Source organism: Janthinobacterium kochi (assembly GCF_051380715.1).
GTDB lineage: Bacteria > Pseudomonadota > Gammaproteobacteria > Burkholderiales > Burkholderiaceae_D > Janthinobacterium.
The window spans coordinates 724,448-747,803 of record NZ_JBNYXO010000001.1 but is presented as its reverse complement, the minus strand read 5'-3'; the positions used below and the strand labels follow the sequence as shown (position 1 = coordinate 747,803).

General features: G+C 64.7%; 14 protein-coding genes. 8 read left to right on the top strand and 6 right to left on the bottom strand.

Annotated elements, in window-relative coordinates; genetic code table 11:
- Positions 1-150 precede the first annotated feature (150 nt).
- Together ACQ4WL_RS03490 and ACQ4WL_RS03485 are read left to right on the top strand one after the other, a co-directional pair.
- Positions 151-1,356: a prenyltransferase/squalene oxidase repeat-containing protein gene (locus ACQ4WL_RS03490; RefSeq protein WP_436508102.1), complete on the top strand. Its 1,206-nt coding sequence runs from the start codon at positions 151-153 to the stop codon at positions 1,354-1,356.
- Positions 1,349-2,278, top strand: a complete 930-nt coding sequence (locus ACQ4WL_RS03485) for an AAC(3) family N-acetyltransferase (RefSeq protein WP_436508100.1) — start codon at positions 1,349-1,351, stop codon at positions 2,276-2,278. Before ACQ4WL_RS03490 ends, ACQ4WL_RS03485 begins: the two co-directional genes overlap by 8 nt.
- Positions 2,279-2,334: 56 nt before the next feature.
- Here ACQ4WL_RS03485 and ACQ4WL_RS03480 read toward each other — a convergent pair whose 3' ends face one another.
- Positions 2,335-4,602 carry an OPT family oligopeptide transporter gene (locus ACQ4WL_RS03480; RefSeq protein ID WP_436508099.1) on the bottom strand — a complete coding sequence of 756 codons (2,268 nt, stop codon included), beginning with the start codon at positions 4,600-4,602 and terminating at the stop codon, positions 2,335-2,337.
- A gap of 212 nt (positions 4,603-4,814) precedes the next feature.
- Between ACQ4WL_RS03480 and ACQ4WL_RS03475 the strand changes: the two genes are divergently transcribed.
- A complete protein-coding gene (locus ACQ4WL_RS03475) occupies positions 4,815-7,142 on the top strand; it encodes a penicillin-binding protein 1A (protein ID WP_436508097.1) in 2,328 nt (775 codons plus the stop codon).
- Positions 7,143-7,257: 115 nt separating this feature from the next.
- On the opposite strand, the gene ACQ4WL_RS03470 is transcribed toward ACQ4WL_RS03475, so the two are convergent.
- Complete coding sequence (locus ACQ4WL_RS03470; RefSeq protein ID WP_436508095.1) at positions 7,258-7,953, bottom strand: TetR/AcrR family transcriptional regulator; 696 nt, start codon at positions 7,951-7,953, stop codon at positions 7,258-7,260.
- 329 nt (positions 7,954-8,282) lie between these two features.
- Between ACQ4WL_RS03470 and ACQ4WL_RS03465 the strand changes: the two genes are divergently transcribed.
- Both ACQ4WL_RS03465 and ACQ4WL_RS03460 read left to right on the top strand, forming a co-directional pair.
- A complete protein-coding gene (locus ACQ4WL_RS03465; protein WP_436508094.1) occupies positions 8,283-9,197 on the top strand; it encodes a lipase family alpha/beta hydrolase in 915 nt (304 codons plus the stop codon).
- A gap of 10 nt (positions 9,198-9,207) precedes the next feature.
- A complete protein-coding gene (locus ACQ4WL_RS03460) occupies positions 9,208-10,134 on the top strand; it encodes a lipase secretion chaperone (protein WP_436508093.1) in 927 nt (308 codons plus the stop codon).
- 3 nt (positions 10,135-10,137) lie between these two features.
- Here the strand turns inward: ACQ4WL_RS03460 and ACQ4WL_RS03455 are convergent, their stop codons facing one another.
- The 4 genes from ACQ4WL_RS03455 to ACQ4WL_RS03440 all read right to left on the bottom strand — a co-directional run bounded on the left by ACQ4WL_RS03455 (position 10,138) and on the right by ACQ4WL_RS03440 (position 17,602).
- Positions 10,138-12,879 carry an ATP-binding protein gene (locus tag ACQ4WL_RS03455; protein ID WP_436508091.1) on the bottom strand — a complete coding sequence of 914 codons (2,742 nt, stop codon included), beginning with the start codon at positions 12,877-12,879 and terminating at the stop codon, positions 10,138-10,140.
- 114 nt (positions 12,880-12,993) lie between these two features.
- A complete protein-coding gene (locus ACQ4WL_RS03450; RefSeq protein ID WP_436508090.1) occupies positions 12,994-13,824 on the bottom strand; it encodes a putative bifunctional diguanylate cyclase/phosphodiesterase in 831 nt (276 codons plus the stop codon).
- A gap of 86 nt (positions 13,825-13,910) precedes the next feature.
- Positions 13,911-15,509, bottom strand: coding sequence for a methyl-accepting chemotaxis protein (locus tag ACQ4WL_RS03445; protein ID WP_436508088.1), 1,599 nt, complete (start codon positions 15,507-15,509; stop codon positions 13,911-13,913).
- Between the two features lie 341 nt (positions 15,510-15,850).
- Positions 15,851-17,602 (bottom strand): methyl-accepting chemotaxis protein, encoded by a 1,752-nt coding sequence (locus tag ACQ4WL_RS03440; RefSeq protein WP_436508087.1) that lies wholly within the window; start codon positions 17,600-17,602, stop codon positions 15,851-15,853.
- 340 nt (positions 17,603-17,942) lie between these two features.
- Here ACQ4WL_RS03440 and ACQ4WL_RS03435 point away from each other — a divergent pair, with 340 nt between their 5' ends.
- The 3 genes from ACQ4WL_RS03435 to serB all read left to right on the top strand — a co-directional run bounded on the left by ACQ4WL_RS03435 (position 17,943) and on the right by serB (position 23,316).
- Positions 17,943-18,887, top strand: a complete 945-nt coding sequence (locus ACQ4WL_RS03435) for a 5'-nucleotidase (protein WP_436508086.1) — start codon at positions 17,943-17,945, stop codon at positions 18,885-18,887.
- Positions 18,888-18,974: 87 nt separating this feature from the next.
- On the top strand, positions 18,975-22,418 hold the full coding sequence (gene mfd / locus ACQ4WL_RS03430; protein ID WP_436508085.1) for a transcription-repair coupling factor: 3,444 nt from the start codon (positions 18,975-18,977) through the stop codon (positions 22,416-22,418).
- A gap of 55 nt (positions 22,419-22,473) precedes the next feature.
- Positions 22,474-23,316, top strand: a complete 843-nt coding sequence (serB, locus tag ACQ4WL_RS03425; protein WP_436508351.1) for a phosphoserine phosphatase SerB — start codon at positions 22,474-22,476, stop codon at positions 23,314-23,316.
- The last annotated feature ends 40 nt before the right edge of the window (positions 23,317-23,356 follow it).

Below are 23,356 nucleotides of genomic sequence, written 5' to 3'. Positions count from 1 at the left end.
GATGGTGAAGTAGCTATTATGCGTCAATTTGCGTCAATTCCGGCGGCAGCGATGCGGCGGCTAATCCTTGCGGCAAGTCAATGGCCCTGCCGGCTGCCAGCGCTACAGTAGCCGGAACCCACCACCACGCCTTTACTGTCCATTACTGCCATGCACACCTTGCTCACGAAGCTCAGGAACACACTGGTGCCGCAGGCGGGCTTGCCGGCGGCGGCGCGCATGGAGCGGCTGTCGGATCGGCGCGGCCCGCCCGCCGTCGACCCCGGCCCGCAAGCCGTCATCCATGCCTGCACCGCTTGGCTATGCGCGGCGCAAGACCATTCCAGTTCAAACGACGGCGGCGTCGCGCGCGACTACAATTTGCTGACGGGCTGGTCGAGCTCCTACCCCGAGACCACCGGCTACATCATCCCCACCATGATCGCCCTGGCGCAGCGCACGGGCGATCATGGTGGGGATGATGCCCTGCACGGGCGCGCGCGGCGCATGCTCGACTGGTGCGCGGCCATCCAGTTCCCGCAAGGCGGTTTCCAGGGCGGGAAGATCGATTCGACGCCGCGCGTGCCGGTCACCTTCAACACGGGGCAAATCCTGCTTGGCCTGGCCGCCGGCGTGCAAGCCTACGGCGCGGCATACCAGGACGCCATGCACCGCGCGGCAAGCTGGCTGCGCGACAGCCAGGATGCCGACGGCTGCTGGCGCAGGCATCCGACGCCGTTCGCCAGCGCCGGCGACAAGGCCTACGAAACGCACGTGGCATGGGGCTTGTTCGAAGCGGAGCGCGTCGCGCCGGGCCACGGCTATGGCGCGGCCGGCTTGCGCCAGGTCGACTGGGCGCTGAGCAAACAGCGTCCCAACGGCTGGTTCGCCTCGAACTGCCTCGACAACCCGCTGCTGCCCCTGACCCATACCATCGGCTACGCCTTGCGCGGCGTGCTCGAAGCGCACCGCTTTTCGGCGCGCGCCGACCTGCTGCACGCCGCAGCGCGCACCGGCACGAGCGTCGCCAAGGCCGTGGCGGCCGATGGCTATCTGGCGGGCCGCCTCGGTCCGGACTTCCAGCCGGGGGCCAGCTACGCCTGCCTCACGGGTTCCGCGCAAAACGCGCATTGTCTGTTCCTGCTGTACCAGCTTACGGGCGAGCGGCGCTATCTCGATGCGGGGCGCCGCCTGAACCGCTACGTGCGGCGCTCGGTCAGCATCGACGGCCCCGCGCACGCGCGCGGCGGCGTCAAGGGTTCGTTTCCCATCGATGGCGACTACGGCACCTGGGCTTACCTGAACTGGGCCGCCAAATTCTGCATCGATGCCAACCTGCTGGAGCTGGAGCTGGCGCGGGAAGCCGGCGATGCTTGAGCAGGCCAAGCGCGCCGCCAGGGCCGCGCTGGAAGCGTGGCGCCGCACCGCCAGCGCCCGGCACATGCGCCACAGCGCGCCCCATGTGACGCGCGCCGGATTGGCCGCCGATCTTGCACGGCTCGGCATCGCGCCAGGCGATACGCTGTTCGTGCATTCTTCGCTGAAAAGCCTCGGCTACGTGGAAGGCGGCGCGCTGGCGGTGATACGCGCCCTGCAGGACGCCGTCGGCCCGCAAGGCACCCTGCTGCTGCCCACCTACTATCTGCCCGGCGGCACGCTGCGCGCCACCTGCGCCATGCCGGATTATGTGTTCGATCCGCGCCGCCATGGCACGCACATGGGGCGGTTGCCGGAAGCCTTCCTGGCCAGTGATGCGATCCATCGCAGCATCCACCCGACACACTCCGTGTCCGCGTGGGGCCGCCATGCCGCCGGTCTCACCGAAGCGCACCACCGCGCGCCCTCGATCTTCGGCATGGACTCGCCCTGGCAGCGCTTCATCGGCTGCGAGCACGCGAAGGTGCTGGGTCTGGGCATCTCCATGGGACCGGTGACGTTCTATCACGCACTGGAAGACGCCATGGGCGACGCCTTTCCCGTGCCCGTGTGGGAAAACGATACAACGCTGCTGGCCTGCCTGGACCACGCCGGCCGTCGCTGGGACGTGCCCGTGCGCCCTTTCGATCCGGCAGTCGCGCAGCACCGCATCGACCATCCCGGCCGCGGCGACCTGCGCGACTACTTTCACCGGGAATTCGACGCCGCCGGCCTGCGCGTGAATGGCCAGGTCGGCGATGCGGCGTCGTGGGTCATTCCGGCGCAGACGTTTTATGATCACCTGCACCGGCTGGCGGCCGACAACGTGACGATCTACGCCAGCGCGGCGCAGCTGGCGGCGCGGCGCATCGGGCGCGCATAAAAAAACCGCCCGGATCGTCATGACACCGGGCGGTTTTCATTGGATAGGCTAGAACATCAAGCCTGCGGGCGGTTCGTCTTTTTCTCTCTTGCGACGCTATACAGCAGCACGATGATGATCGCATACGGCAGCAGGGACAGCGCATCCGAGTGCAAGCCTGCGTAGAACGGGTTGCCATGCTCGGCCCAGTCGGCCATCATCTGGTCGAAGTGCGTCAGCACGCCGGCCGTAATGGCGATGATGATGCCGGCCAGCGCGCCGCCGGCGATGTAGCCAGACGCCAGCAGCACGCCCGAACTGCGGTCTCCCGCCAGTTGGCGCTCTTCGTCGTTCAATTTGGCGTTGTGTTCCAGCTTGTTGTTGCGGCGGTCCGCCAGCCAGCGCACCAGGCCGCCGACGAAGATCGGCAAGGTGGACGACAGCGGCAGGTACACGCCCACCGAAAACGCCAGTGACGGGATGCCGGCCATTTCCAGCACCACGGCGATCATCACGCCGAACAGCACCAGGGTCCACGGCAGTTGCTGGTCGAGGATACCCTTGATGATGTAGGACATCAGCACGGCTTTCGGCGCATCGTATTTTTTCACTTCCGAACCGTCGGGACGCTTGCTGTAATGGCCATTGATGCCCGGATCGACCAGGTAAGCCAGCTGGCCATCGTCCTTGACAAAATACTTGCCGGCCGGGCCGCCCACGGTATCGGTCTTTTGCCAGACTTTATACGTATTGTGGTCGGTATCGGCTTGCGGGCCATGCAGCTCGCCCGTCACCGTCAGCTTCGACGCATCAACCGTCAGGCCAGGCGCCACTTGCGCGGCCGGCACGTAGACGGTGCTCGCCTCGTTCAGTTTCAGCAGAATCGGTCCGAGGATCAGCGCCGACGACAGCGCGCCGGCCAGGATCGCGTATTGCTGCAGGCGCGGCGTGGCGCCCACCAGGTAGCCGGTTTTCAAATCCTGCGACGTGGTGCCGGCATTGCTGGCAGCGATACACACGATGGCGCCCACCGACAAGGCGGTCACATAGTAACGCCCGCCCGTCCAGCCCATGATCAGGAAGATCAGGCAAGTAAACAGCAAGGTGGCCACGGCCATGCCGGAGATCGGGTTCGACGAGGAGCCGATTTCTCCCGTCAGGCGCGACGACACGGTGGCGAACAGGAAGCCGAAGACGAGGATCAGCAGCGCGCCGAGGAAATTCATGTGCAGCGGCGTGGCGAAGGTGATCACGGCGATGATGGACAGGCAGCCGATGATGACCCATTTCAGGGGGATATCCTGGTCGGTGCGCAGGGTGGAGTTGTTCTTGACGCCCTTGCCGAGGCCTTTCAGGCCAGCCGACAGGCTGCGCCAGATCATGGGCATGGCGCGCACCAGCGAAATCAGGCCTCCGGCGGCCACGGCGCCCGCGCCGATATACAGCACGTAAGCGCTGCGCACGTCGTCGGCGCCCATTTCGCTGATCAACTTGGTGCCCGGCGAGAGCACGGTGGTCAGGCTGTCGCCGAAGAACTTGATCATCGGGATCAGCAGCAAGTAAGACAGCACGCCGCCGGCCGCCATGGTGGCAGCGATGCGCGGGCCGATGATGTAGCCCACGCCCAGCAATTCAGGGGAAATCTCGGCGCCGATGGAGCCGCCCTTCAGCGGCGCGGCGAACTCCACGCCCGGCGTATCCCTCCAGCCCTTGAACGAGATATTGAACACTTTATACAGCAAGCCGACGGCAAAACCGCCGAAGATGATCTTGGCGCGGCGCTTGGCGTCCAGCGCGGCAGCCGAGTCTTTCTCGATGCTTTCGCCGGCGGCGATGCGCGATTCTTCCGTGGCGGCCGCCTTCAGCACTTCGGCGCAAGCCGTGCCTTCGGGGAATTTGAGTTCCTTGTGCTGATCGACAATCATGGTGCGGCGCATGGGGATCATCATCAGGATGCCCAGCAGGCCGCCGAGGATACCGACCAGCATGACGCGCGAGATTTCCAGGTCGAAGCCGAGGATCAAAATGGCGGGCATGGTCACGCCAAGGCCAAAGGCCAGCGATTCGCCGGCCGAACCGGCCGTTTGCGTGATGCTGTTTTCCAGGATCGACGAATCCTTGCCGCCCACCTTCTTGGCCAGGCCGAACAGGGTGATGGCGATCACGGCGACGGGAATCGAGGCGCTGACGGTCAGGCCCACTTTCAGCACCAGGTACAGCGAGGAGGCGCCAAAGACCATCCCAAGGATGACGCCCATGAACAGCGCGCGGAAGGTCATCTCGGGCAGCTTCGCATCGGCCGGAATATACGGCTTCACGGCGCTCGGTGTTGCATCTTTTGCCATGGATAAATCCTTAATTGTATAAAATAAACAGCCCGGATCGAGATCCGGGCTATTTGCTTGAAGCCGAGACTATCGCACAGCCGCGTTTCGATGAAAAGGTTTTTTGCTTCAGGTCCCGGCGCCTGACCCCGGCGCCCCGCCCGCACAGGAAGCGCTGGCGCATTGGTCTATAATCGCTGCCACCGTGCCTTGCACGCTCACGTGAGACTGCCTTGACTGCCAAACGATCCGGATTCCCCTGGCCTTCCCGCCGCGCCACCGTGCGCGCTATCATCCTCGCCGGCGGCGCCGCGCTGGCCGCAGCCGTGCTGCTGGTCGCCTACCTGTTCCTGTACGTGCGCCCGCGCCTGCCCGAACTGGACGTCATCACCGACTACCAGCCGAAGATACCGCTGCGCGTGTACACGGCCGACAATGTGCTGATCGGGGAATTCGGCGAAGAGCACCGCGACTTCGTGCCGATAGCGCAAGTGCCGGAAATGATGAAGAAGGCCTTGCTGGCCATCGAGGATGGCCGCTTCTACGAGCACCACGGCATCGACTTCGTGCGCGCCGGCGGCGCCGTGCTGTCGAACCTGCGCCACGGCTTCGGCCACGGCGGCGGCTCCACCATCACCATGCAGGTGGCGCGCAATTTCTTCCTGACGCGCGAAAAAGTCGCCTCGCGCAAGCTCAATGAAATCATGCTGGCCCTCAAAATCGAGTCGGCCCTGTCAAAAGAGCAGATTCTCGAGCTGTACATGAACCAGATGTACCTGGGCCAGCGCTCGTTCGGCTTCGCCAGTGCGGCGCAGACATATTTCGGCAAGCCCTTGTCCGAACTGTCGATCGCGGAAATGGCCATGCTGGCGGGCCTGCCGCAAAACCCCTCGCGCCACAACCCGATCAGCAATCCGAAAAAGGCGCATGCGCGCCAGCAGCTGGTCTTGAAACGCATGCGCGAACTCGATTACATCAGCGAAGGCCAGTATCAGCAGGCGCTGGCCCAGCCGCTGCATATCAATACCCGCGGCAAGCAGGGTTTCGACACGCACGCCGAATACGTGGCCGAACTGGCGCGCCAGACCGTGTTTGCGCAGTTCAAGGAAGACAGCTATACCAAGGGCATCAGCGTCTATACGACAATCCTGAAAGCCGACCAGGATGCGGCCTACGCCTCGACGCGCCGCAACGTCATCGCCTACGACCAGCGCCACGGCTACCGCGGCCCGGAAACCTTCATCGACATGCCGGCTGACCCTGAACAGCGCGACGACGCCATCGATGCTGCGCTGCAAAAACGCCCGGACAGCGACGGCCTGATCGCCGCCGTCATCACGCAAGTCGCCAGCGGCAAGGTGGTGGCCGACACGGGCGACGGCGACACCAAGGCCATCACGGGCGAGGGCTTGCGCTTTGCCGCCCCTGCTCTCTCAAGCAAAGCGAGCGCCGGCATCAAGCTGCGCCCGGGCGCAGTGATCCGTATAGCCAAAGATGCCAAGGGCAACTGGGCCATCACGCAAGTGCCGCTGGTGGCCGCCGCCTTCGTCTCGCTCGATGCGGACACGGGCGCCTACCACGCCATGGTGGGCGGCTTCGACTACAACCTGCAAAAGTTCAACCACGTCACGCAGGCCTGGCGCCAGCCCGGTTCGGCCATGAAGCCCTTCGTGTATTCGGCGGCGCTGGAAAAAGGCTTTTCGCCGGCTACCCTGATCAACGACGTGCCCCTGGAAATGCAGGCGGGCGGCAAGGTGTGGGCGCCGCAGAATGATGACTTCAAGTTCGACGGCCCCATCACCATGCGCTATGCGCTGGCGCAATCGAAGAACGTGGCCTCGGTGCGCATCCTGCGCGCGCTGGGCGTGTCGTACACGCACGACTTCCTGGAAAAATTCGGTTTCGACCCGGCCCGCCAGCCCAGCAATCTCACCATGGCGCTGGGCACGGGTTCCGTCACGCCCGTGCAGATGGCGGGCGCCTACGCCCTGTTCGCCAATGGCGGCCACCAGGTGGAACCGTATTTGATCGACCGCATCGTCGATGCCAAGGGCACGGTGCTGATGCAAACCAAGCCGCCCGCGCCGAACGACGACAAGACCCTGGCGCTGGACCCGCGCAACGCCTTCGTGATGGACAGCATGCTGCGCGAAGTCACCCGCACCGGCACAGGCGCGGCGGCGACGAAAAAACTGGGGCGCGGCGACATCGCCGGCAAGACGGGCACAACCAGCGACGCCGTCGACGGCTGGTTCGCCGGCTACGGCGGCGGCATCGTGGCCGTGGCGTGGATGGGCTATGACGAACCGAAATCACTGGGCGGACGCGAATTCGGCGCTACACTGGCCATGCCGATCTGGATCGACTACATGCGCACCGCCCTGTCGACGCGCCCGCAAATCACGCGCGCCGTGCCGGCAGGCCTGAGCCAGGTCGATGGCGAGTGGCTGTACGACGAGTTCATCGACATGAACGGGATCAGGACCCTGGATATGGACGTGGAGACGCCGACGGATCCGGCGGCCGTGCCGGAGACGCTGCCCATCGAAACCACGAACTGACGCAGGTATCTTGTCGGATTACGCTTCGCTAATCCGACCTACCTGTTAATGCATCAATCACCAATCGTAGGTCGGGTTAGCCGGAACGGCGTAACCCGACAAGTGCCGCCGAGGTTTACACAGCGGTCACGCTCAAATACCCGCGCACCGTACCGACGACGCTATCGGCGAAATCGTCGACATTGACCTTCGCGGCGCGGTACTTCCAGCGCTTCACGTACCAGTCCTGGAACAGGGCCAGGCAGTGCGCGGCCAGCAAGGTGGGGTCGCACTGCGGCTTCGGCTCGATTTCCCCGATGGTGGCGGCGATCAGCGTCTGCACATACAGTTCCGAATTCTTCGCCATGCTGCGCTGCTCCACCTGCAGCACGCGCGAATCCATGAAGACAAAATAAAACCACGGCTGCAGCACTTCGGACAGATAGATCGACGAGCGTATCATCGCCTCCAGGCGGTCCAGCGGCGACTTCACATCGGCAAACAGCAGCGGCAAGGCTTGCGTCGCGTGGCGCACCACATCCTCGATCATTTCCGCCAGTTGATCCTTGCTGGTGATGTAGCCATACAGGCCGCCCATCGACAGCCCGGTCTCGCGGCACAGGTCGCGCAAGCTCATGGCGCGGAAGCCCACGTCATTGGCCAGGCGGAAAGTGGCGACGAAGATGCGTTCAAGATTTTCCAGCGCCGGCTTGCGGCGTTTGACGCCGATGCGCTCCGCATGGCGGTCAAGAATATATTCCCAGATGTTTTCGCCATTCAAAGGCGTCATCTGCTGAAACTGTTCAAAATTAAAATGGGTCGACAAGTGCATTCCCAAGTAACGGTGTAGGAGCGATATCCATGCAATGCATGGAACGGCATTGCAAGACGGCGGGACGGCTGATGCCGGGCCGATTATAGCTCAGGAAAACAACTGTGACTTTTCAATTATGCAATGGGCGCATAAGCAACGCCAAATTCCCACAGTTATTGCGCTGCATCATGCAATTCACTGCAATTTACATCCAGCGATGCTACATTCTAAAAACCGAGCGCTCGCTATGTTTAATGCATCGATAGAATGTGCAGGAGCGCACGGTTCATCGCTACAGCATCGACATTTCCACTATTAATCGAGTATTAATACATAACGGAGACAAAATGAAGACTCGCTTTTGGCAACTGCTATCGACCCTGCTGCTGTCCCTCGCCATCCTGCCCGGCAGCGCCAGCGCCGCCGGCTACACGCAAACGAAGTACCCGATCGTGCTGGTGCACGGCCTGTTCGGCTTCGACAAGCTGGGTCCCGTCGAATATTTTTATGGCGTGCCCGCTGCCCTGCGCAGCGGCGGCGCGCAAGTGTATGTGACCACCGTGTCGGCTGCCAGCAGCACCGAAATGCGCGGCGAACAATTGCTGTCGCAAGTGCGGCAAATCCTCGCCGCCACGGGCGCGTCCAAGGTCAATTTGATCGGCCACAGCCACGGCGGCCCGACGGCCCGCTATGTCGCTTCCGTGCGGCCCGACCTGGTGGCGTCCGTCACCAGCGTGGCGGGCGTCAACAAGGGTTCCAGGGTGGCCGATATCCTCAGCGGCGCCATTCCCAACACCAGCGGCGCGCTGGGCAATGCGCTCGCCTCCCTGATCGGCATTTTGTCGGGCAACAAGGGACTACCGCAAAACGCGGGCGCCTCGCTGACATCGCTGTCCACTGCCGGTTCGCTGGCCTTCAACAGCCGCCACCCGCAAGGCGTGCCCACCTCTGCCTGTGGCGAAGGCGCCTACCAGGTGCAAGGCGTGTACTACTTTTCGTGGAGCGGCGCGCAACCGTACACGAACGTGCTCGACGTGGGCGACCCGGCCCTGGCGGCCATCAGCCTGGCCTTCGGCGGCATCAAGAACGATGGCCTGGTCAGCAGCTGCTCCAGCCACCTGGGCAAGGTGATCCGCGACGACTACGCCATGAACCACCTCGATGAAGTCAACCAGTTCGTCGGCATCGTCAACCTGTTCGAGACGAACCCCGTTACCGTCTTCCGCCAGCAAGCCAACCGCCTGCAAGGCCTGGGACTGTAAGGAGGCTACGATGCGCACGAACGCGAAATGGATCATCGGCGCCAGCCTGGCAGCCCTGGCCCTGTACCTGGTACTGCGCCCGGGCGAACCGCCCGCCCCGCCGCCGGAAAAAACGGAGCCGGACCTGTTCGCGTTCGTGCGCTCGATGCAAGGCACGCGGCCCGACGGCAACGTGACGGTGGCCGCCGGCGACAAGCTGGTGGTCGACGCGGAACTGGGCCATCTGTTCGACTACTACCTGGCGGGCCTGGGTGAAAAGCCGCTGGCCGCCATCCGCAGCCAGATCGAGGCGGAACTGGAGCGGCGCCTGGCGCCCGTCCCCGCCCGCGAAGCGAAACGCCTGCTGGGCGCCTGGCTGGCCTACAAGCAGGCGCTGGCCGGTGCGGAGCAAGCCTTGCCGGCGCAAGCCGATCCCACCGTGGCGGCGCGCGCACGCCTGCAAGCCATGCGGGCCTTGCGCGGCAATTATTTTACGCCCGAGGAAAGCGCGGGCCTGTTCGGCGCCAGCGACGCGTATGACGACGATGCCGTGGCGCGCATGGCGATACTCGGCGATGCCACGCTGGACGAAGCGCAGCGCCAGGCGCAACTGGCCGCACTCGATCAGCAACTGTCACCGGCCCAGCGCGCAGCGCGCGATGCACCGCTGCAGGTGGCCCAGCTGAACGCCTCCGTGAAGGCGCTGCGGGCCCAGGGCGGCGGCGAGAATGAAGTCTACCGCCTGCGCGCCAGCACGTTCACACCGGCAGCAGCAGCGCGCCTGGCGGAACTGGACCGCGAAGAATCGCAGTGGCAGCAGCGCATCATTGCCTATCAAGCGCTCAAGGCGCAGCAGGCCAGCCTGCCCGGCGGCGGGCCGGATGCAGCGGCCCTGCAGCAGCTGCGCGACGCCAGTTTCACGCCGGAGGAACAGCGCCGGCTGGGCGCCTACGAATAGCCATCAGGCCAGCTGCGCCAGCAAAGCTGCTGCCGCCATCACATCCGTGGTGTCGCGCCCCTGCAGACATCCTGCATGAACAGGGGCCAGCAAGGCATGCGCGGCAACGCTGCGGCCTTGCGCATGCAGCACAGCCGCCAGGCTGGTGGCGCAGCGCAGCTCCCAGCCCGGCGCCTGCTGGCCCCTGGCCAGCTGCAGCGCCTCATTCAGCTGTACGCGAACCGCTTCCAGGCCGGCCGCATCGCCTTGCGCCAGCGCCCGCCAGCGATGATGCGCATCGCGGCGCAGCACTTCCGGCGCGCTCCACGGCGCCTGCCCCGTGCGTGCGCGCCGCAGCGCCTGCCCCGTGCGTGCGCGCCGCAGCGCCTGGCTATCGGCGGCGGCGTCGTGCAAGGTGGCCATCAAATCGATCTGTATCGGCCAGTTGCGCACCGAGGGCCAGGGAAATTGCGTCATCGCCTCGCCCGCATCGAGCAGGCGCTGGTAGGCGGCGCCCCAGGCGCTCCAGTACAGCAGGCCATAGCGGGCCGCATGCTCGCACAGCAGGCAAGTCCAGACATGCGCCAGTCCCCGCTGCCCGCACCACAGGGCGACGGGGATGGCATTGATGGCCAGCGCCACGCACAGCGTGACGCCATTGTGCTCGAAGCCCACCGTCACCGCCTCGCGCGCCAGCGCCAGGGCGTCGTCGGGCCGGCCCTGCATCCACAGGCAGCGCGCCAGCGTGCCGCGCAGGCAAACCTGGTGATCGGCCAGCAAGGCATTGTTGAAGCCAAGCTGTCCGACGCCCTCGGGGTGCGCCAGCACCATGCGCGCCAGCGCCGCCGACTGCGCGTACCGCCCGCGCAAATACTCGCCCGCCGAGCGCATGCGTGCGAGCACCAACCGCATCGTCGTGTCGTCGCGCGCTGCGCACAGAACGGCAAGCTGCGCCACGTAATTATCGGCGCCCTGGAAATCGGCCATCTTCAGGCTGCAGATCCACATGCCGCAAATCGCATCAAAGCGGCAGCTGTCATCGTCCGTGCGCATGGCCAGCGCATAGCCGCGCTGGAACGAACGCAGCATGGTACCGGTGACGCCCTGCGTATGCAGCAGCAGGTGCGCCAGCGAGGCGTGCAGCTGCATCTCGCTATCGGGGTCCTCCACCGCATGCGTGGCCATGCGCTCGAGCGCCCGCTCGACGCGCACACGGTATTCATCCATCAGCGACAGCTGATAGAACAGGGTTTGCGCGGCCAGGGTCAGGGCCACGCCCAGCGCTACGTCGCCCTCCTCGCCGAAGGCCCAGTCGATGGCGGCGCGCAGGTCATCGACATGGCGGCCGTAGCGAGCGCTCCATTGCGCCGGCGGCATGCTTTCCCGGTCGGCGGCGATGCGTCCCGCCAGACCCAGGCAATGGCGCGCATGGCGCAGCAGCACGGTGCCGGCGCCCCCGCTCGCCGACAGCAGCGCCGCGGCGTAGGCGCGCGTGGTGTCGAGCAGCCGGTAATACACGTGCTGGCAGCAAAACTCGATGCTGACCAGGGACTTGGCCGCCAGGTCGGCCACCGTATCGAACACCTCGCATCCCGCCACGGCGCTGGCCGACTCCAGACGGAAGCGGCTCTTGAACACGCTCAGCGCCTGCAGCACCTGGCGCTCTTGCGCATCGAGCAGGCCGTAGCTCCAGTCCAGGGTGGCGCGCAGGGTCTGGTGGCGCAAGGGCATGTTGCGCGCGCCGCGCGTGAGCAGGCGAAAGCGGTCATCGAGCTGGCGGCGCAATTCGTGCAAGCCAAAATGGCCAATGCGCCCGGCCGCCAGCTCCAGCGCCAGCGGGATGCCATCGAGACGCCGGCAGATGTCCACCACCACCGGCACATCGGCGTCGGCCAGCACGAAAGCATCGTCCACGGCCGCGCAGCGTTCGCAAAACAGCTGCACCGCGGCGAAATGCCGGGCCGCCGCCGCATCGGACACGGCATCGGCCGGCGGCAATTCCAGCGCGGGCAGGCGCAGCAACTGTTCGCTGGTGATGCGCAACGGCTCACGGCTGGTGGCCAGCACATGCAGCAGCGGCGCGCCCTTGAGCAAGGCATCGGCCAGCGCGGCGGCCGCACCGATCACGTGCTCGCAGTTATCGAGCACGATCAGCATGTGGCGCGGGCGCAGGTAGGCCAGCAGGACCGGCATGGCCTCGCCGGCCGGTACCGCCACCCCCAACGCCGTGGCAAGCGCCAGCGGCACCAGGCGCCCCTCGTCCAGCGGCGACAGGTCGACGAAACACACGCCGTCGGCATAGCGGCGCAGCACGCGCGTCGATAGAACGACGGCCAGCGTGGTCTTGCCGATGCCGCCCGGACCGGTAACGCACAGCAGACGCAATTGCAGCAGCTGGTTAGCCATCGTTTGCAACACCTCGGCGCGGCCCAGCATGCGCGTCAGCATGACGGGCAGGTTATGCCGCGGCTCCACGCCAGCAGTACCGGGCGCCGGCCGGCCGGTGTGCGCCAGCGGCGCCAGGAAGCCGTAGCCGCGCCCGGGGATGGTGGTGATGTAGCGCTGGCCATCACGGCCATCGCCGAGCGCCTTGCGTAGCGCCGCCAGGTGCACCCGCAAGGTCGCGTCGTCCACCACGGCATGGGGCCAGACGATGGTCACCAGTTCATGCTTGTCGACGATGTCGCCAGCGCGCTCCAGCAGGGCCAGCAGCAAGTCCATGGCCCTGCTGCCCAGGCGCAGCGCGCGGTCGCCCTCGAACAACATGCGTTCTAGCGGCAATAGGCGAAACGGGCCAAAGACATAGGCCGGGACAGGACTGTTTATCATTCTTGCGTGGGGGAGTAGGTGTTAAAGCACGCGGCTTGCAGTGGCCATATTCTACTGAGCATCCACGCCAGGCCGCATGGCGCCGTATTTCGGCACTGTTACAAGGCCAGCGAACAGCAGCGCGCCCACCTCGGCAGCAGGCGCTGGCCGGTGCAGGTAAAAGCCCTGGACCTGCGGGCAACCCAGCCGCCGCAGCTGCGCCAGTTGTTCGCCGTTTTCCACACCCTCGGCCAGCATCTGCAAGCCCAGGCCGCGCGCCAGCGCAATGGTCGAGGCGACGATGACGGCGTCGCTGTCGCAGCTATCGACGTCACGGATGAAAGAGCGGTCGATCTTGATGGTGTGAATCGGCAGCATCTTGACATGGCTCAAGCCTGAATGGCCGGTGCCGTAATCGTCGAGCGAAATGGCCAGGCCCAGCGCGCGCAGCCGGCGTAATCCCTGCATCGCCTGCGCCATGTCGTCGATGCAGCAGCTTTCCGTCACTTCCAGCTCCAGCAGGCCGGGAGGAATCGCATGGCGCTGCAGGCAACCCAGCACGAAGTCGGGCAAGTGCGGCTGGCACAGCTGGCGCGCCGAGACATTCACCGCGACCGGCACCAAAGGCAGGCCCGCCGCGCGCCACTGCGCCAGCTGGCGGCAGGCCGCATCGATGCCCCAGTTGCCCAGCGCGACGATGGCGTCAGTCTGCTCGGCCAGGCCGATGAAGGCGTTCGGGTAGATCAAGCCGTGGTGCGGATGCTGCCAGCGCAGCAGCGCTTCCAGGCCAACCAGGCGCAGTTGCGCCGTATCGAACTTGCCCTGGTAGTGAAAGCGGAATTCGCCGTTGACGATGGCGCTGTCCAGGCGCGCCTGCAGCTCGCGGCTGCGCGCCGATGCCATGGGTTTGCCGCCCTGCCCCTCGCGCGCCTGGCGCCGCGCCCGCCACAGCGCGACGCAGCCGAGCCAGAACCTTGCCAGGCGCGCCACTAGGCCAGCAGGCGCGGCACGGCCGGCGCGCTGCGGCGTGGCATGGTGTGCGCCGGCCCCTGCTGCAGGCGAAATACGCTGACCACCTGCAGCAGGTTCGCCGCCTCGCCTTCCAGCGATTGCGATGCGGCCGCCGCTTCTTCCACCAGGGCGGCGTTCTGCTGCGTCACTTCGTCCATCTGCACCACCGCCTGGCTGACCTGGCCAATGCCCGTGCTTTGCTCGGCGCTGGCGGCCGTGATGTCGGCCACCATCTGGCTGACCCGACCCACGGCCGCCACCACTTCCTGCATGGTGGCGCCGGCCTGCGCCACCAGGGCCGCGCCCGCATCCACCTGCTGGGTAGAATGGGCGATCAGGGCGCGGATATCGCGCGCCGCCGCCGCGCTGCGCTGCGCCAGGTTGCGCACTTCCGTCGCCACGACGGCAAAGCCGCGCCCCTGCTCTCCCGCGCGCGCCGCTTCCACTGCCGCGTTCAGGGCCAGGATGTTCGTCTGGAAGGCCAGCATGTCGATCACGCCGATGATGTCGGCAATCTGCGCCGACGACGCGCTGATGGCGTCCATCGTATGGATCACCTGTCCTACGGCCTGTCCGCCTGCGCCGGCGATGTTCGCCGCCTCGATGGCCAGCACGCTGGCATGGCGCGCATTGTCCGCATTCTGCTGCACGGTGGAGCTGAGTTCTTCCATCGACGACGCGGTCTGTTCGAGCGCGCTGGCCTGCTCCTCGGTGCGCGAGGACAGGTCGATATTGCCGGCCGCGATCTGCGACGAAGCCGTGGCGATGGTGTCGGTGCCGCTGCGTACCTGCTGCACGATGTCGAGCAGGTTGCCATTCATGATGCACAGCGCGTCGAGCAGCTTGCCCGTTTCATCGCCGCCGTGGCGGCCGAAGGTCGATGTCAGGTCGCCGGCGGCCACGGTCTGCGCCACGCTCAACGCGTAGTGCAGCGGATTGACGATACTGCGCGTGACCAGCCAGGCAGTGACGAGCGAAAAGAGCACGGCCAGCGCGCTCAGTGCCAGCATCATGTTGCGCGCCGTGGTGTATTCGTGGCGCACCTGGGCGCCCGCCTCCTCCATCAAGTCATGCTGGTGCGAGATGAGGCTTTCCAGCGCCGCCATGTAGTGCAGCTGGTCGCCGCGCACGGTACCGAGCAGCAAACTGGTCGCCTCGTCGCGCGCCCCCTCTTGCAGCAGGGCCAGTACCTTGTCGCGCCCGCCATTGAAAGCGGCGCGCGCCTGCGTCACGGCCGCCATCAGCTGGCGGCCCTGCGGCGACAGCACCACCTTTTCCAGCTGCGCCAATCCCTTTTCCGTTTCGCCGCCCGCCCTGGCGATGGTGGCGCGTTCCTGCGCCAGTTGCTGCGGCTCACTCATCAGCAGCAAGTTGCGCGATGAGCGCGCGATGATGTTGACATTCTTGATGATGTCATTGGCCAGCACGGTTTTCGGATATTTGTCATCGATCACGTCGCGCATCCGCAGTTCCAGGCTGGACAGGCGCAACATGCCCAGCACGGCAGTCGCCAGCAGCAGCAAGGTCAATAACGCAAAGGAGCAGCGCAGGCGCGTGCCGATTTTCATATTTGCCATCTATTCGCATCCTTCAGTGTGGTGCATCGGTCATTGCGCCGGACTCGCATGCAAGGCTGACGGCAATGGCTGCCGCCTGCCACGAATGACTGGACGCAACAGGCGAAGGGGTCAGCCGGGATGTGGCCGAGGCGGGAACAAGGGTGGTACGGCAGGCAGTGTGAGTTATCTCACAAGCAATGTCGCGTTAAGTTTTGAAAAGATTTGCTTAGATGGCAAAACAGCCATTTGCATAACGCTATATTTTTGGCAAGTAGTGGCTGCCGCGCGAGCCTGGGGCGCATGCAGAAACGGCCGCGCAAGGCGGCCGTCCGGAAGCGCATGCTGGCGCCGTCAATCCGTCAGAACACTTCCCACTCATCATCGCGCGGCGCGCTCTGGCACTGGGACGGCACGGCGCGCAAGGCAGGGCGGCCTGCCGTGGGACGCGGTGCCGGACGCTTCGGCGCCGCGCTGGCCACCACGGCGCGCCGCGCGGCCGCTTTGGCATGCACGGCCGGTGCCAGTGCGCCATCGAGTTTGAAGACGCTGACGACGTCGGCCAGCTGGCCCGATTGCTCCTGCAGCGATTCGGCTGTGGCGGCAGCCTCTTCCACCAGGGCCGCGTTTTGCTGCGTCACCTGGTCCATCTGGCCGATGGCCTGGTTGATCTGGTCGATGCCCGAACTTTGCTCCTGCGTCGCCAGGCTGATTTCCGCCATGATGTCCGTCACGCGCTGTACGCTGGAGACGATTTCAGCCATCGTGTTGCCCGCCTCGGCCACCAGCTTGCTGCCCGCCTCGACCGCCACCACGGAGTCGCCGATGAGGGTCTTGATTTCTTTCGCTGCGCCAGCGGATCTTTGGGCCAGATTACGCACTTCCGTCGCCACCACGGCGAAGCCACGCCCCTGCTCGCCCGCGCGCGCCGCTTCCACGGCGGCATTCAAGGCCAGGATATTCGTCTGGAAGGCGATGCCGTCGATGACGGAAATGATGTCGACGATCTTGCGCGACGAGTCGTTGATGGCGTCCATGGTCTCGACCACCTTGCCCACCACGGCGCCGCCCTTCACCGCCACGCCCGAAGCGCTCAGCGCCAGCTGGTTGGCCTGCTGGGCATTGTCGGCGTTCTGCCGCACGGTCGATGTCAGCTCTTCCATCGACGATGCCGTTTCTTCCAGCGAACTGGCTTGCTCTTCCGTGCGCGAGGAGAGGTCCAGGTTGCCGCTGGCAATTTCCGACGAGGCCGTGGCGATGGTCTCCGTGCCGCTGCGCACCTGGCCGACGACGTTGACCAGGCTGGAATTCATGTCTTTCAGCGCCTGCAGCAGTTGCCCCGTTTCTTCCGTCGTGTGCACCTCGATGTGGCTCGTCAGGTCGCCCGAGGCCACCGTCTGCGCCACTTTCACGGCCAAATTGATCGGCTGCGTGATGGCGCGCGTGATGTAGGCGGCGCAGCCGATGCCCAGCGCGCAGGCCAGCAAGCCGAGGGTGACCATCAGGCTTTCCGCGCGGATCACGGCCGCGCTGCCATCCTTGACGCTGGTATCGGCCACGCCGTTGTTGAGCTTGATGATCTCGTTGAGCGTGCCTTCGGCCTTGCCGAACAGGCTGCGTGTATCCTGGTACTGCTGGTAAAAAGTCACGAACAGCTCTTTCTGCCGCGGCTCGTCGCGGTTGTCGGCCAGCTGGCGCAAGATGGCGCGCACCTTGTCATCATCCGCCTTCCAGGCCGTCCACTCGCCCTGGAAGCGCTGCCACAGCACGGCTTCCTCGGGGGTTTGCGGCAGCGGCTCGTACAGCTTGCGGCCCGCCTCGATATTGCTCCAGGCCTTGGTGCGCAGCTGCAGCGCTTCCGCGAACTTGTCTTGTGCCTGGTAATTGTTTTCATAGATGGCGGCCGTCAGGGTGGCGGCGGCGACGGCCGTCTGGCCCTCGCTCATCATCATCAGTCCCTGTATCGACGGCAGGCGCACCACGCCGACCTCATTGACGGCGCGGCCCACGGTAGCGATACCCGTGTAACCGCTGATGCCCACCACCAGCAAGGCCAGCATCATCACGGCAACGAGCGTCGCCAACTTCCATTTGATCAGCAAATTCTTAAACATGGCTAGGTCCTTTATAAAGTCACGAAGGCTGCTGGCGAAGTCGGGGCTGGCATGATCGAGTAATTCAGCTGACGCTTGTATAAAGGCGGCGGGGATGAGGCGTACGCTTCGTTACAATTGGGGAGAATTCATAAATGGAAGCATAGTGGAAAAATGCCGCGCTGGCTGATATATACTTAATGCAAAACAATATTTATTTCTTTACTGTGGCGCGTATTGCACAGCGGTCAGAAAAAATGGCCTGGCGCGCCGCTTTGGTGCAATAACTCGCCGTGCGCCACTACTGGCTGCGTAGTTAATAGTCGTATAAGATGCTCAACACGCACACCACAGGAACAGCATGGCTTATCCTATCGAACACAAACTGGTGATCGGGGTCGCTTCCAGCGCCCTGTTCGACCTGGCCGAATCGCACCAGGTCTACCTCGACAACGGCCCCGAGGAATACCGCAAGTACCAGGAAACGCATATCGACACGGTCTTGCCGCGCGGCGTGGCCTTTCCCTTCATCCGCCGCTTCCTGAACATCAACAAACACTATCCGCGCCAGTCGCCTGTGGAAGTGGTGCTGTTTTCGCGCAATTCGCCGGAAACGGGCTTGCGCGTGATGCACTCGATCGCCCACTACGGCCTGGATATTTCGCGCGCCGCCTTCATGACGGGCAAGTCGCCCTACCCCTACCTGCCGGCCTTCAACGCCTCGCTCTTCCTCAGCGCCAATGAACACGACGTGCGCAGCGCGCTGGCCTGCAACTATCCGGCCGGCCTGGTGCTGCCGTCGCGCACGGAAGACGACGAGAACGACGAAGAACTGCGCGTGGCCTTCGATTTCGACGGCGTGATCGCCGACGATGAAGCGGAAACCGTGTTCAAGCGCAACAATGACGTCGATGAATTCCACGCCCATGAAACCCTGAACGTGGGCACGCCGCACCGCCCCGGCCCGCTGGCCGACCTGTTCCAGAAGCTGGCCACCATGCAGCGCCTGGAAGAAAAGGCGCAGCGGCGCGACCCCGGCTACAGGAAGATCCTGCGCATCGCCATCATCACGGCGCGCAACGCACCCTCGCACGAACGGGTCGTGACGACCCTGAAAAGCTGGGGCGTGGCGGCTGACGAGACGTTTTTCCTGGGCGGCATGGACAAATCGCGCGTGCTGGCCGTGTTCAAGCCGCATATCTTCTTCGACGACCAGCTGAGCCACCTCAAATCGGCAGGTGGAACGATACCGATGGTGCACGTTCCCTTCGGCATTGCGAATATCCGTGCGGGCGATGGTCTATAATCTCGCCTGTCAGCGCCGTCACTGGCGGCGCGGCGCGCACCACAGCTGTTCCACTCAACTGCCTCTGCCACTAGTGTCATCGCCTGCATGTCCTTAGACTTAAAAAAAGCCCTCCCCAAGCCCGGCAACCGCTATGCGCTGCCCGCCCTGTATGGTTCATCCGACGCCTATGCCCTGGCGCTGGCCGCTTTGGCCTTGAAAGCGCGGGGCCAGATGCTGGCCGTGGTGGTGGCGCAGGCCAGCGACGGCCAGCGCCTGCTCGATGAAATTCCGTGGTTTGGCGGCAAGGAACTGCGCTGCCATCTGCTGCCGGACTGGGAAACCCTGCCCTATGATGCGTTTTCGCCGCACCAGGACCTGGTCTCCGAGCGCCTGGCCACCCTGCACGAAATCCAGACGCGCCAATGCGACGTGCTGATCGTGCCGGCCACCACGGCGCTGGTGCGCCTGGCGCCGCCGTCCTTCCTGGCCGCCTACACCTTCTTCTTCAAGAAGGGCGAAAAGCTCGACGAAGCGCGTTTGAAGTCGCAGCTGACCCTGGCCGGCTACAGCCATGTATCGCAAGTGATGTCGCCCGGCGAATACTCGGTGCGCGGCGGCTTGCTCGACCTGTTCCCCATGGGGTCAAGCCTGCCCTACCGCCTGGACCTGTTCGGCGACACCATCGAGACCATCCGCACGTTCGACGCCGATACCCAGCGCTCGCTGTACCCCGTGCACGAAGTGCGCTTGCTGCCGGGGCGCGAATTCCCCATGGACGAAGCGGCGCGCACCACCTTCCGCAACCGCTGGCGCGAACAGTTCGAGGGCGACCCATCGCGCTCGGTCGTCTACAAGGACATCAGCAGCGGCATCGCCTCGGCCGGCATCGAATACTATCTGCCCCTGTTCTTCGAGCAGACGGCCACCCTATTCGACTACCTGCCGCCGGACGCTTCGCTGGCCCTGGTGGGCGACATCGATTCTGCCATCGGGCGCTTCTGGACAGATACCCAGTCGCGCTACCGCTTTTTAAAAGCGGACCGCGAGCGGCCGATCCTGCCGCCCGAATCGCTGTTCCTGTCCGACGAGCAGTTCTTCGGCCTGGCCAAGCCGTATCCGCGCCTGGCGATTGCGAAATCGAACGATGCGCTGGCCTCGGAACTGTCGGCGCCCGTGCCGAACATCGCCGTCAACCGCCGCGCCGACGACCCACTGGCCAACCTGCGCAGCTATCTGCTGCAAGCGGGCCGCCGCGTGATGATCTGCGCCGAATCGAATGGCCGCCGCGAAACCTTGCAGCAGTACTTTACCGAATACGATCTGCACCTGACGCCGGTGGAAGGCAGCGACGGCTTTTTGCAATCAAGCGCCAAGCTGATGCTGGGCGTGGCGCCGCTGCACGCGGGTTTCGAGCTGTTTACGCCAGAAGGCAACCTGGCGTTCATTACCGAGACGGAGCTGTATGCCGGTTCCGGCCGCCGCGTCGGAACAAAAAAACAGGAAGGCGTGACGCAGGTCGAATCGATGGTGCGCGACCTGTCGGAGCTCAAAATCGGCGACCCCGTGGTGCACATCAACCACGGCATCGGGCGCTACATGGGCCTGACCAGCATGGACCTGGGCGAAGGCGAGACGGAGTTCCTGCATCTGGAATACGCCAAGGACACCAAGCTGTACGTGCCCGTGTCGCAGCTGCACGTCATTTCCCGCTATTCGGGCGCTTCGCCGGAAGACGCGCCGCTGCACTCGCTCGGTTCGGGCCAGTGGGAAAAGGCGAAAAAACGCGCGGCAGAACAGGTGCGCGATACGGCCGCCGAACTGCTCAACCTGTACGCCCGCCGCGCGCTGCGCCAGGGCCACTCGTTCGAATTCTCCGCGCACGACTACCAGCGCTTCGCCGACAGCTTCGGCTTCGACGAGACGCCGGACCAGGCCGAGGCCATCCGCAACGTCATCAAGGACATGACCTCGGGCAAACCGATGGACCGCCTGGTATGCGGCGACGTCGGCTTCGGCAAGACGGAAGTGGCGCTGCGCGCCGCCTTCATCGCCGTCATGGGCGGCAAGCAGGTAGCCATCCTGGCGCCCACCACCCTGCTGGCCGAGCAGCATGCGCAAACCTTCGCCGACCGCTTCGCCGACTGGCCCGTGCGCATCGCCGAATTGTCGCGTTTCCGCACTGGCAAGGAAATCACGCAGGCGTTCAAGGGCATGGCCGACGGTACCATCGACATCGTCATCGGCACGCACAAGCTGCTGTCCGATGACGTCAAGTTTACCCGTTTGGGCCTGGTCATCATCGACGAGGAACACAGGTTCGGCGTGCGCCAGAAGGAAGCCTTGAAAGCCTTGCGCGCGGAAGTGGATGTGCTGACGCTGACGGCCACGCCGATCCCGCGCACCCTGGGCATGGCGCTGGAAGGCTTGCGCGACTTTTCCATCATCGCCACGGCGCCGCAAAAGCGCCTGGCCATCAAGACGTTCGTGCGCAGCGAGGGCGAAGCCATCATCCGCGAAGCATGTTTGCGCGAACTCAAACGCGGCGGCCAGATCTACTTCCTGCACAATGAGGTGGAAACCATCCAGAACCGCCTGGCCATGCTGACGGAACTGCTGCCCGAGGCGCGCATCGCCGTGGCGCACGGCCAGATGCACGAGCGCGACCTGGAAAAGGTCATGCGCGACTTCGTCGCCCAGCGTTTCAACATTTTGCTGTGCACGACGATCATTGAAACGGGCATCGACGTGCCGACGGCGAACACCATCATAATGCACCGCGCCGACAAGTTTGGCCTGGCCCAGCTGCACCAGTTGCGCGGCCGCGTGGGACGCTCGCACCACCAGGCTTACGCCTACCTGCTGGTGCACGACGTGCAAGGTCTTACCAAGCTGGCGCAGCGCCGCCTGGACGCCATCCAGCAGATGGAAGAACTGGGCAGCGGCTTTTACCTGGCCATGCACGACCTGGAAATCCGCGGCGCCGGCGAGGTGCTGGGCGAAAGCCAATCGGGCGAGATGACGGAAATCGGCTTCCAGCTGTATTCGGACATGCTCAACGAAGCCGTGCGCTCGCTGAAGGCCGGCAAGGAGCCGGACCTGGCCGCGCCGCTGGCCTCGACGACGGAAATCAACCTGCACGTGCCGGCCCTGCTGCCGGCCGACTTCTGCGGCGACGTGCACGAGCGCCTGTCGATCTACAAGCGCCTGGCCAACTGCGCCACGCAAGAGAAAATCGACGATATCCAGGAAGAGCTGATCGACCGTTTCGGCAAGCTGCCTGATCCCGTGAAAGCGCTGATCGAGACGCATCGCCTGCGCATCGCGGCGAAAACCGTGGGCATCGTCAAGATCGACGTGCATGGCGAGGCGGCCACCCTGCAATTCATGGCCAAGCCGCCCATCGACCCGATGCGCATCATCGAGCTGATTCAGAAAAGCCGCCATATCAAGCTGCATGGCCAGGACAAGCTGAAAATCACGGCCTCCATGCCGGACCTGGCTGCGCGCGTGACGCAGATCAAGACCACCATCAAGCAATTGACGGTGTAGACAATTTCGATAATCTATGCAGGACTGCCCCATGACCACCACCACTTCCATCACCATGAATCTGATCCTGCAGGGTCTCGACGGCGACATGGCCAGGCTCGAGCGCATTGCCGCCCTGGCCGCGCCGACATCCATCACGCGCCTGGGCCCGAACGCAGTGCGCTGCGAAAAGATCGCCTACTCGCCCGCGCTGCGCCCCACCATCGAAGTGGCGGCCCAGGCGGCGCAGCTGGACGCCACCTACATGATGGGCCAGCGCGAACTGAGTGAATTCAAGCTCGTCGCGATGGACATGGATTCGACCCTGATCACCATCGAGTGCATCGATGAAATCGCCGACATGCAGGGTTTGAAACCGCAAGTGGCGGCCATCACGGAAGCGGCCATGCGCGGCGAACTCGATTTTGCCGCGAGCCTGAAGCAGCGCGTGGCCCTGCTCGAAGGCCTCGATGCGTCGGCCCTGCAGCGCGTCTACGACGAGCGCCTGAAACTGTCGCCGGGCGCGGAAACCATGCTGGCGGCCGTGCAAAAGGCCGGTCTGAAAACCCTGCTGGTGTCGGGCGGCTTTACCTTCTTCACGGCACGCCTGAAAGAACGCCTGGGCCTCGACTACACGCACGCCAACGAACTGGAAATCGTCGACGGCAAGCTGACGGGCAAGGTCATTGGCGGCATCGTCGACGCCGAGGAAAAGCAGCGCACGGTGGAACGCGTGTGCGCGGAGCTGGGCATTACGCCAGCGCAAGCCATCGTCATGGGCGACGGCGCCAACGACTTGAAAATGATGGGCATCGCAGGCCTGTCGGTGGCCTTCCGCGCCAAGCCCGTGGTGCGTTCGCAGGCGGATGTGGCGCTGAACTTTGTGGGACTCGATGGCTTGCTGAACGTATTGACCTGACTTGGCGCCTGGCGGTGCGCGCACGATGGCATATTTTTGC